The 10,633-nt window shown below is 66.8% G+C and carries 10 protein-coding genes and 1 pseudogene; 5 read left to right on the forward strand and 6 right to left on the reverse strand.

Annotated features, from left to right (window positions below):
- Positions 1-230: helix-turn-helix domain-containing protein (locus tag ACIA8E_RS40800; RefSeq protein WP_399307005.1), on the reverse strand; the 230-nt coding region annotated here is incomplete at its 3' end.
- Between the two features lie 24 nt (positions 231-254).
- On the reverse strand, positions 255-455 hold the full coding sequence (locus ACIA8E_RS40805; protein ID WP_399307027.1) for a helix-turn-helix domain-containing protein: 201 nt from the start codon (positions 453-455) through the stop codon (positions 255-257).
- Between the two features lie 470 nt (positions 456-925).
- Between ACIA8E_RS40805 and ACIA8E_RS40810 the strand changes: the two genes are divergently transcribed.
- The 5 genes from ACIA8E_RS40810 to ACIA8E_RS40830 all read left to right on the forward strand — a co-directional run bounded on the left by ACIA8E_RS40810 (position 926) and on the right by ACIA8E_RS40830 (position 6,681).
- Positions 926-2,092: an MFS transporter gene (locus ACIA8E_RS40810; protein ID WP_399307008.1), complete on the forward strand. Its 1,167-nt coding sequence runs from the start codon at positions 926-928 to the stop codon at positions 2,090-2,092.
- 679 nt (positions 2,093-2,771) lie between these two features.
- Positions 2,772-3,395, forward strand: a complete 624-nt coding sequence (cofC, locus tag ACIA8E_RS40815; protein ID WP_399307011.1) for a 2-phospho-L-lactate guanylyltransferase — start codon at positions 2,772-2,774, stop codon at positions 3,393-3,395.
- A 47-nt stretch (positions 3,396-3,442) separates the two neighbouring features.
- Positions 3,443-4,156 (forward strand): NADPH-dependent F420 reductase, encoded by a 714-nt coding sequence (npdG, locus tag ACIA8E_RS40820; protein WP_399307014.1) that lies wholly within the window; start codon positions 3,443-3,445, stop codon positions 4,154-4,156.
- A gap of 140 nt (positions 4,157-4,296) precedes the next feature.
- On the forward strand, positions 4,297-5,127 hold the full coding sequence (locus tag ACIA8E_RS40825; protein ID WP_399307030.1) for an aldo/keto reductase: 831 nt from the start codon (positions 4,297-4,299) through the stop codon (positions 5,125-5,127).
- A 132-nt stretch (positions 5,128-5,259) separates the two neighbouring features.
- Positions 5,260-6,681 carry an NF041680 family putative transposase gene (locus ACIA8E_RS40830; RefSeq protein ID WP_399307017.1) on the forward strand — a complete coding sequence of 474 codons (1,422 nt, stop codon included), beginning with the start codon at positions 5,260-5,262 and terminating at the stop codon, positions 6,679-6,681.
- Between the two features lie 8 nt (positions 6,682-6,689).
- Here the strand turns inward: ACIA8E_RS40830 and ACIA8E_RS40835 are convergent, their stop codons facing one another.
- From ACIA8E_RS40835 to ACIA8E_RS40850, 4 genes and pseudogenes are all read right to left on the reverse strand, one after another.
- The gene (locus tag ACIA8E_RS40835) at positions 6,690-8,129 is read right to left on the reverse strand and encodes an NF041680 family putative transposase (RefSeq protein ID WP_399307019.1); all 1,440 of its coding nucleotides are present in this window, start codon (positions 8,127-8,129) and stop codon (positions 6,690-6,692) included.
- 164 nt (positions 8,130-8,293) lie between these two features.
- Positions 8,294-8,710: a hypothetical protein gene (locus ACIA8E_RS40840; RefSeq protein ID WP_399307022.1), complete on the reverse strand. Its 417-nt coding sequence runs from the start codon at positions 8,708-8,710 to the stop codon at positions 8,294-8,296.
- Positions 8,707-9,556 (reverse strand): annotated as a pseudogene (locus ACIA8E_RS40845) (IS5 family transposase). The gene ACIA8E_RS40840 and the pseudogene ACIA8E_RS40845 overlap by 4 nt, the downstream one beginning before the upstream one ends.
- 60 nt (positions 9,557-9,616) lie before the next feature.
- Positions 9,617-10,573, reverse strand: a complete 957-nt coding sequence (locus ACIA8E_RS40850; RefSeq protein WP_399307025.1) for an IS4 family transposase — start codon at positions 10,571-10,573, stop codon at positions 9,617-9,619.
- Positions 10,574-10,633 lie beyond the last annotated feature (60 nt).

Below are 10,633 nucleotides of genomic sequence, written 5' to 3' on the forward strand. Positions count from 1 at the left end.
ACGAACAACGGGTCCGTCGACAGCTTGAAGGTGTCCGCCAGATGCGGCTTGAGCTGGAACTGCCGCCAGATCCTGCCCACGGTCGACTTCGACAGGCCGCTGTGCTGGGCCATCGACGTCCGCGACCAGTGGGTGGCGTTCTTCGGCAGCTGTTCCAACGTGGTGACCACCACCGCTTCCACCTGATCGACGCTGATGGTGGGCGGCCGGCCCGGCCGCGGCTCGTCCACCAGCCCGTCCAGCCGCTCAGCCGCTCAGCCGCTCAGCCGCTCAGCGAGAAAGCGTCGCCGCCATTTGCGGACCGTGTCCGCGGCCACCCGCAGATCCCGGGCGACCGCGACAATCGGCGGCACCTCCGGCCTCGCACACGCCAGCACAATCCGCGCCCGCAACGCCAGCGCCTGAGCCGACGTCGCCCGACGCGTCCACCGCTCCAACACCGCCCGCTCCTCCACGGACAGCAACAGCGGTTCCAGCTTCGGGCCCCGACGAGGAACTGACGCACCAGCAGTAGAAGTCACATAGCAATTAACGATCAACTACTGGCGCAGGACACTAGTACTTCAGCCGGACTTCTTCATTAGCGCTGGTCAACGGCTTGGGCGTGAAGAGCGTAGCGGGCTGGGACGGGAGTGGGGCGGTCTTTGCCGGGCCGTCGCACGAACGTGTGTCGCCGCCCTCGACGTGCTGGGAAGGAATGGCGGCAAGCCGGTGTTGGACAGCTCAGTCCTCCAAATTAGACAGACAGGTCTACTCACTCATAGGCGGTGTAATGCCTGCGCAGCTCGCTACACAGGATCACGACGTGATCATGCCAGCCCCCGATGGCGGCCACGTCGGCAGCAGCAGCCCACGTCACACATCCGCGCACGGCCCGTCTCGTCCTTCGCGGCGTCGATTCGTCGCAGGATCACTTCCCCCACGAGTGGCTTTCTACCTGTTGGCGTCAATCGTCGTCTCGTTCCTGGCCGCGTCGAGCGCACCGACCCCTCTCTACGCCGTGTACCAGGCGAGGTGGGGATTCAATCCGACGACCACCACAATCGTATTCGGCGTGTACGCGATAGCCGTCCTGGCCTCGCTGCTCACCCTCGGACGGCTTTCCGACTATCTGGGTCGGCGGCCAGTGCTGCTGGTAGCCCTTGGCGCCCAGGCCGCCTCGATGTTGATCTTCGCTACCGCGCAGGGCGTCCCGGAACTGATGATTGGTCGCGTGGTACAGGGATTGTCCACAGGTGCTGCACTGGGCGCGGTCGGCGCGGGTATGTTGGACATCGACCGGCCGCGGGGCACCGTCGCCAACTCCTTCGCCCCGGGCCTCGGTACGGCAAGCGGATCCCTAGTGTCCGCCTTCTTCGTGCAGTATCTGCCGGCGCCAACGCATCTGGTGTACGTGGCCCTGATCGTGGTGCTCGCACTGCAGACTGCGGGTGTGGCCGTTATGCGGGAGACGCTAGAACCGGCCCCGGGAGCACTAGCGACATTGGTTCCCGACGTCAAGCTGCCCAAGTCGGTGCGGCGCGCAGTTTTGAACGCGGCGCCGATCCTGCTCGCGGTGTGGGCACTGGCAGGTTTCTACGGTTCCCTTGGTCCGGCCCTGGCCCGGGCGCTCACGCGCTCCGATTCCGCAGTCTACGGCGGGATGGCCCTCTTCGTACTAGCTGGAGTGGCTGCCGTCGTGGCGTTCGTTCTGCGGTCAGCGCCGGCACGAATCGTGATGTTTACGGGAATTAGCACTCTCGTGGCAGGCGTCACTTTGACTCTCGTCGCTGTGGAAACCGGCTCACCGATCACGTTCTTCATCGGAACGGCCATAGCGGGAATAGGCTTCGGGAGTGGCTTCCAAGGCGGAGTCCGCACAGTGATGCCACTGGCCCAGGCTCATGAGCGGTCCGGCGTCCTGTCCCTGCTCTATGTCGTGTCCTACCTGGGCCTGGGAGTGCCGTCAGTCATCGCCGGCTACCTCGTCGTGCACTTCGGCGGCCTGCTCACCACGGCACGGGAGTATGGTGCCGCAGTCATCGCCCTCGCGCTGCTGGCCCTGGTAGGTCTGATGACCGAAAAGCGCAGCGGCGGCAAGCGCAGCCAATGAGCGAACCTGCGGCACTGCGGATCCAGGCGCGAACATCTCGGCAATCGCTACATCAAGAGACCAAAAGATCACGAAGGACTCGTTATGCCCATGCAGCCGACCCAGCGCTTCGATGTCCGAGTTGCCTGCAAAAATATCTCGCGACCACTGCGGCTGGCCGGATTATGAAGGTCGGAGGGGCTAGCCAAACCCCACCCAGCAGGCGAACAGTTCCCCATGGATCCTTGGACACCATTTCACACGTGGGCGACTTTCGAGTTTTATTCCATATTAGAGCCTTATCTTTCGGCGCGCAGCACGCCGTGATCTGCGTGCGCCCCGCCCTGAAATGTGCGCGGACTCTGGGAACATGACCTCAAACCCGCGGGTCCCCGCAAGACGCGACGCCCAGGCGGCGTATCCGTAGACAGCTATGGCATCCACAGTTCCGGCAATGAAACCCCCATCCGGGCGGCGGAGCCACAAGCATCCATCCGACCGACGCCAGAAGAACGCCCAGGAGCACGTCAATGCCTCTGCACAGTCCGTCCGAGCCAAGCACAATCTCCTGGGTGCGCGACATGGTCGCGCGGTATGACGCCAGTGAAGGTGCAGAAGGCACGCCTTTTGCCGACTGTCAGGCTGAGGGCGATCGCGCTGCGAGGACCCAACCCGCCGCGACCACCACGGAGTGACAGCCATGCCACCGACTTGGACCATCGTGCTCCCAGTTAAGTCGTTCCGCCAGGCCAAAAGCCGATTGGCCACCATACAAGGCGCGGTGCGCGAGGACCTCGCACACGCGTTCTTCAGGGACACTCTGGATGCCGTGCTCCACGCCCATGGCATTGGTCCCGTTCTAGTGGTGACAGACGACCAGCAAGCTGCTGAGGAGGCCTCATCCCTCGGGGCTCTGCCCGTGTACGACCACCCACGGACAGGGCTCAACGTCGCGATCCACAGAGCAGCCACCCGAGCCCTGGAGGGGCCCATCGCGACCCTGACCGCAGACCTGCCCGCAATGCGAAGTGCCGAACTGGAACAGGTCCTGGCTTCGGCAGCCGGCCACAACCGGGCGTTCCTCGCGGACCACACTCAGCAGGGCACTACCTTGCTCGCCGCGCTACGTCCTCAATGGCTGAGCCCGTCCTTCGAGGGCAACTCGAGTGACCGCCACCGCCAGGGCGGGGCGCACGAAATAACCGGCCTCGAGGTGCCTGGCATCCGACTTGACGTCGATACCCCCGATGACCTCCAGCTCGCCGTGCACCTCGGTGTGGGGCGCCACACACGCGGCGTCCTCGCAACGGCGCTCCAGACATAAGGACGCCCTACCCCACCGTCATCCCAACCCCCTGCCAAAGGAATCCCATGAGCCACACCAACCTCCCCCCAGTCAGCGAGACGCAAACCGCGCAGCCCCACCCCGAGACCGTGGACCTCTCGAACCAGGTCGTCGGCGTCCTCGGCGGCACCGGTCCGCAGGGCCGAGGCCTCTCCTACCGACTCGCCCGCGCAGGAATGCGAGTGATCATCGGCTCGCGCACCACCGACCGCGCCCAGGCAGCTGCAGCCGAGATCGGCATGGGGGTCATCGGCCTCGACAACGCTCAGACAGCCAAGCGCAGTGACATTGTGATCGTCACTGTGCCTTGGGATGGTCACGACACCACCTTGGAGTCGCTCCGGGAGGAACTAGCGAGCAAGCTTGTCATCGACACAGTCAATCCTCTCGGCTTCGACTCCAAGGGGGCTTACGCGATCCGCCCCCCGGAAGGAAGCGCAGCAGAGCAAGCGGCCGCGCTACTGCCAGATTCACGGGTTACAGCCGCATTCCACCATCTGTCCGCGGTTCTACTGATGGACCCGCAGATCGAGGCAATCGAGACCGACGTCCTGGTCCTGGGGGACAGCCGCGCCGACACCGACACCGTGCTGGCCCTGGCCGATTGCATCCCCGGAATGCGCGGAGTGTTCGCTGGCAGACTTCGCAACGCCCACCAGGTCGAAGGTCTTGTGGCCAACCTCATCTCGATCAACCGCAGGTACAAGGCGCACGCCGGGCTTCGCATCACCGACGTCTAAGTTACCCCTAGTAGCCCTTATTCATCGGTCGGCGGCCCAAGCACTACCCACGTAGGCGACGTTCACCTCCGAACGGCGACCAGAAATTACGGAGTCACACCGTGCCACACGAAATCTCACGTCCTGCCGACGCGTCGGGCATGTTCCGAATCGGCGGCGACCTGCCCGTCAACCGACTCGGTTACGGAGCGATGCAGTTGACGGGTCCCGGAGTGTGGGGTGACCCGCGGGACCCCGGGGAGGCGGTTCGGGTGCTACGCCGGGCCGTCGAACTGGGCGTGAACCTCATCGACACCGCCGACTCCTACGGCCCCTTCGTCAGCGAGCAACTCATTCGCAAGGCTCTGCGCCCCTACCCTGCCGACCTCGTCATCGCCACCAAGGGTGGCCTATCCCGCTCGGGCCCCGACGACTGGCGTACGCTCGGCCGTCCAGAGTATTTGCGCCAGCAGACCGAACTGAGCCTGCGTCACCTGGGTGTGGAGCGGATCGACCTCTATCAGCTGCACCGTATCGACCCCCAGGTGCCGCTGAGTGACCAGCTGGGCGAGCTGGCCCTACTACAGCAGGAGGGCAAGATCCGCCATATCGGACTGTCGGAAGTGAGTGTCCCGCAGATCGAAGAGGCCAGGGAGATCGCGGAGATCGTCTCGGTACAGAACATGTACAACCTCGTCGAGCGTGGCGCCGAGCCTGTGCTGAACTACGCAGAGCGGGAGAACCTCGCCTTCATCCCGTGGTTCCCCATGGCCACAGGCCAGCTGGCGCGTTCCGGCGGCCCGCTTGACAACCTCGCCAGGGAGCACGGCGCCAGCCCCGCGCAGCTGGCCCTGGCCTGGCTGCTGCGACGGTCGCCGGTGGTCCTGCCTATCCCCGGTACGTCCAGCGTGGCCCACGTTGAGGAAAACACCAAGGCGGCTCAGGTCATCCTGAACGATGCCGAGGTCGACGCGCTGAGCCGGGCCGCATGAGCTTGAAATTAAACCTTCGGTGATCGTTTGGGGTTCGAGTCGTTCACCCACATGGGAATCTTCCGGACATGGCGACGACCTCCCTTTCACGCTGTGTGATGTCTAGTCGCACAACGGGCCAGGAGGTCGCCGGTGTCGAGTGTCGTCCACGAAGTCGCTCATCGGCAGGCGCTTGCCGAACTGTCGTCCTTTCGGATGGAGTTGTATGCGGCGATGCCGCGCCGTGCCGATGCGTTGTTCGAGTTGACGGATGCGGTGTTGTGTGCCGGTTCCCCGGTGGTGTCGCTGCCAGAGTTGTCGCTTCAGGCGGTGCACCGGCGTGGGCACGGGGCGATGTACGACGCGCTCGCCCGGGGGCGTCTGGATGTGTCGCGGCTGCGGTGCGTCGTGGCCGGCCTCACGCTGCCGCGCGGGACGGACGGGCAGATCTCGATCGCGCTGGACGTGACAGCGTGGCCGCGCCCGGACGCGGAGTGCTCACCGGACCGGCTGCACTGTCACCGGCCGTGCCGCTGCGATGGGGTCCGGCAGACCATCCCCGGGTGGCCGTACCAGGTCGCCGCCGCGCTGGGCGGGGGACGGACCTCGTGGACCGGTCCGCTGGACGCAGTCCGCCTCGGCCCAAACGACGATGCGACCGAGGTCACCGCCGCCCAGATCCGGGACCTGCTCACGTGCCTGCGAGAGGCTGGCCAGTGGCGCGAGGGTGACCCCGAGGTGCTGTTCGTCCTGGACGCCGGCTACGACATCGTGCGCCTGACCTGGCTTTTGCGTGACGCACCGGTCCGCATGCTCGGGCGCATCCGCGCCGACCGTGTCATGCACCACCCGCCAGGCCGTCGCAAGGGACCCACCAAAGGCCGGCAACCGCGTCACGGCGAGCCCTTCCGCCTCGCCGACCCGGCCACCCACCCGGACCCGGTCCAGGAATCAGCTACTGTCCACGACCGGTTCGGCCGCGTGAAGACCCGATGCTGGGGACGCCTGCACCCCAAACTGGAACGCCGCCAGGGCGGTTGGGCCGACCACCCAGGTGACTTACCCAACGTGGAGGGAACACTGGTGCACCTCGCGGTCGAGCGCCTGCCCGGCAACCGCGATCCCAAGCCGCTATGGCTACGGCACTCGGTCCCCGACGCCACCGCGCACGACGTCGACCGCCTGTGGCGGATCTTCCTCAGAAGATTCGACATCGAACACACCTTCCGGTTCTTCAAGCAGGCCCTGGGCATGACCCGCCCCCGCCTGCGCCACCCAGAACAGGCCGACCGATGGGTCTGGCTGATCCTCGCCGCCTACTCCCAACTCCGACTCGCTCGCCCCCTCACCGGCGATCTGCGCCGCCCCTGGGAGAAACCGCTGACACAACAACAACTCACCCCGGGCCGGGTTCGCCGCGGCTATCCCCGTATCCGCAAGATCCTGGGCACCCCCGCCAGACCGCCGAAAGCCAGCCGCCCCGGCCCAGGGCGCCCACGAGGCCGGACGAGTAGCCCCGCGCCCCGCCACCCCGTCGGCAAACATCCTCAAAAAAAGGACACCCCTCGCTCTTAGCTTGATCTTTAAGGCTGCTGCTCGGCCCCGCGGCGTCTAGGCATCTCCGTTTTGCGCTGTTTCTTGCCGACTGGGTGGCGGGGTGCGGGTGTGGAGGTGCGGCCCTTGGGGCGGCCTGGGCCGGGGTGGGTGGCTTTTGGCGCGCGGGCTGGAGTGCCCACGGTCCGTCGGATGCGGGGATAGCCGCGCCGGACCCGGCCCGGGGTGAGCTGATCCGGTGTCAGGGGCTTTTCCCAGGGACGCCGGAGGTCCTCGGCCAGGGGCCGGGTGAGACGGAGTTGCGCGTAGGCGGCGAGGATCAGCCACACCCACCGGTCGGCCTGTTCGGGGGTGCGCAAGCGGGGTCGGGTCAGGCCGAGCGTCTGCTTGAAGAAGCGGAAAGTGTGCTCGATATCGAACCTTCGAAGGAAGATCCGCCAGAGGCGGTCGACGTCGTGCGCGGTGGCGTCAGGGTCGCTGTGCCACAGCCATAGCGGCTTGGGGTCGCGATTGCCGGGCAGGTGCTCGACCGCCAGATGGACCAACGTTCCCTCGACGATGGGGAGTTCGCCTTCGTGGTCAGCCCAGGAGCCGCGCCGGTCCAGCTTGGGGTGCAGGCGGCCCCAGCAGCGGGCGAGGACTTGACCGAAGCGGTGGTGGACGCCGACCGACTCCTGGACCGGCGCCGGATAGGTCGCGGCCTGGGCCAGGCGGAACTCCGCTCCATGTCGGGGCGGGCGCCCGGGGTTCGTCCCGCGGCGCTTGCCGGCCGGGGCGCGCATCACCCGGTCCGCGCGGATGCGTCCCAGCAGCCGCACCGGCTCCTCGCGCAGCAGCCAGGTCAGACGAACCAGGTCGTAGCCGGAGTCCAGGACGAACAGCACCGGCAAGTCCCCCGAGCGCCATTGCCCGGCCCGCTCCAGGCGGGCAACAAGGTCGCGGATCTGGGCGGCGGTGACCTCGGTGGGATCGTCCTCGGGCCCCAATCGCACCGCGTCCAGCGGCCCAGTCCACGAGGAGCGACCCCCACCCAGGGCCGCCGCGACCTGGTACGGCCAGCCCGGGATGGTCTGACGCACCCCGTCGCACCGGCACGGACGGTGGCAGTGCAGCCGCTCGGGCGAGCACTCGGCATCCGGACGCGGCCACGGCGTGACGTCCAACGCGATCGACAGCTGCCCGTCCGCCCCGCGCGGCAGCCGCAGTCCGGCCAGCGCCACCCGAAGCCGGGACACGTTGATGTGCCCCTGGGCCAGCGCGTCGTACATCGCTCCGTGCCCGCGCCGATGCACCCCCGACAGCGAGAGTTCCGGCAGGGACGTCACCGGCCCGTCGGCGCACAGCACCGCGTCCATGAGCTCGAACAGAGCATCCGCCCGCAACGTCAGGCACTCGTACAGCTCACGGCGAAACCGGGACAACCCGGCCAGGGCCTCGACGCGCACGGCGCCGTCTTGCAGACTGTCCATCACGGCCTTTGGTTGATCAACGTGTCTCTTGGCGGAAACACATGATCAAGCAGAGGCCGTCCAGCTGTCAGGCGAACGACAAACCCCACCAAGAAATGATCTTGGTGGGGTTTAAAGCCAAGCTTAGTGGGCGGTTCGTAAGTTGATGTCCGTTCCGGACTTGGTTACTGCTTCTTGCTGAAGGTGCCGGGCTCGGCCTCGGTGAGGATTCCTAGTGTGACCAGGCGTTTCATCTTGGCTCGGGTGCGTTCGATGTGTTTCGGCAGGAGCTCGAAGTCGAGGGCCTGGCAGATGTCTCGGGCCCTCAGGGGGCCGGTGGTGCCGTTGAAGACGGCGAGGATGCGCGGGTAGTCCGGGTGCTCGGGCAGCTCCAGACTCCCTGCTGGGTCGGGACTCTGGACCGGGATTCGGTCGGCGAGGCCAGTGATGGTCGTGCGGGTGATGGCGAGGTGTTCCAGACGCAGTTCGGCCTCGCGGAGCTGGGTCTGAAGGGTGTCGATCTGGGTGCGGAGATCGTCGGTCAGGGCCCGGGCTGCGTCTTCCTGAAGGTCGAGCGCCTGAAGGAGGGGGTTGAGGTTCACGCGCCGACCACCTGCGGATCGCGCCAGGTGAGCGTGCTCGCGTCGGTGAGCCGACGGGCCATGACGTGGGTCATGGCCCAGTAGACGCGTGAGGTGGAGGAGGCCGGGCGATGTTCGTAGTCGCGGACCAGGCGCCGGTGCAGTATCAGGGTCCCGAACGTCTGCTCCACCCGCCACCGTTTCGGCTGCGGAACGAATCCCCGCTCCTCAGGGTTGCGCCGGACGATCTCGACGTCGATGCCGAGGGCGGCCCCGTGCGTGACGACCTGGTTCTTGAAGCCCTGGTCGACCAGGGCCTTGCTGACCGAGCCGCCGGCCGCGACGGCGACCTGGTCGAGCAGAGCGATGCCGGCGGCGTTGTCGTGGACACTCGCGGCCACCACGGTGACAGCGATGACCAGGCCAAGGACGTCCACGGCCAGTCCCCGCTTGCGGCCAGGCACCCGTTTCGCGGCGTCTTTGCCCGTCGTGACCGCGGGGACCCCGGTGGCCGCCCGGACACTCTGGGTGTCCAGGATCACCAGGGTCGGGTCCTCTAACCGCCGGTTCCTCTCCCGCACCTGGCAGCGCAGGAGTTCATGGATCTGCTGGTCGGTGCCATCGTCCCGCCAGGCGGCGAAGTAGTAGTACGTCGCGCTCTTCGGCGGCAGGTCGTTCGGCAACAGGGCCCACTGGCAGCCGGTCCGGGACTGGTAGAGGATCGAGTTCACGATCTCCCGCATCGGATAGCGGCCCTGGTGGCCGCTATCCGATGCGGTGCCGGTTCTTCCAGGCCGTGAGCACCGGCTCGATCAACGCCCACTGCTCGTCGGACAAGTCGCTCTGGTACGGCTTGCGTTCACTCATCCCACCGATCCCAGCAGGCCACCGGCACCGGACCGGAGCGTTCCGGCTACGCCCACACCATCAGGCGACACCAGAACAACCCATAGACTCACAAACCGCCCACTCAGCATCAGTTCCCGCAGCGCGTGGGACCAGGAGGTGAGCCCAGATCTGTTGGAGCACACCGTCGGGTGTCTTGCTGCTGAGGACCACCTTCGCGCCGCGCTGGCAGGTCTTGATCTCGGCGAAGACGGATTCGATTTCCCAGCGCTCACGGTAGAGCGCGGCCAGCTGCCTGGCTGGATAGCGGCGGGGGTCCAGAAGAGTGGTGACCAGGCGGTAGTCGTCTTGCGCAGCGGCGCTGCCGGTGTCTTTGAGTTGGTAGGCGAGGACGCGGACCTGCACCGGGTCTCGTTTCGCAGGGTCGGTGCCGGCGTGGATGTCGGAGAGCCATGATCCGTCACGAAGCAGCTTGCGGACGGGCAGGACGCGGTTGGCCGGCACCCGCCACAGCAGGTCAGCCCCGGTGGCGGTGAAGGCTCGCCACAGCGGGACGCCGAGGAACCCGCGGTCGGCCAGGACCAGCTGGCCCGCGTCGCAGGACCGGGGCAGGCGGCCGACGAGGGTGACTTCACCGGTCCGGCAGCCGGCGAGTTCCGCGTCCAGCACCGCATGGCTGCCTACTTCCACCAGGGCCGCCATCCGCACCTGGACGAATGCACTGCGCCTGGTTCCGCGGCCGTTGCCGGGACGGCCGAAGGCGGCCTGGTTGGCTTCGGTATCGGCGACGTCCCAGCAGGTCCCGTCGACGGCCAGCAGCCGCAGGCCCCGCCAGAATGCGCCAGGCGTCGACTCGTTGGCCATCGGCTTTGCGGTCGCCGCGAACAGCACCTGGAGCGGTTCGAAGCCGAGCCGTTGCCGGGCTCTGAACAGCGAAGACTTCGCCGGAACATGCCATTTACCCAACAGTCCCAGCCCCCGCAGACCCGCGACCAGATGCCGCGGTCGCGTCCGCTGGAGTGGTGTATCGACGGCCACTCGGTGATCTCGTTTTGAGGCTATGCGGTGAGTTCGGTGGGCAGGACGGTCGCGTCGGTT

The sequence above is a fragment of the Streptomyces sp. NPDC051664 genome, from assembly GCF_044453545.1.
GTDB lineage: Bacteria > Actinomycetota > Actinomycetes > Streptomycetales > Streptomycetaceae > Streptomyces.

Coding starts and splice junctions, on each gene's coding strand:
- npdG (WP_399307014.1), top strand. CDS start 3,443: ATGAGCCACACCAACCTCCCCCCAGTCAGCGAGACGCAAACCGCGCAG.
- cofC (WP_399307011.1), top strand. CDS start 2,772: ATGCCACCGACTTGGACCATCGTGCTCCCAGTTAAGTCGTTCCGCCAG.
- ACIA8E_RS40825 (WP_399307030.1), top strand. CDS start 4,297: ATGTTCCGAATCGGCGGCGACCTGCCCGTCAACCGACTCGGTTACGGA.
- ACIA8E_RS40835 (WP_399307019.1), bottom strand. CDS start 8,129: ATGGACAGTCTGCAAGACGGCGCCGTGCGCGTCGAGGCCCTGGCCGGG.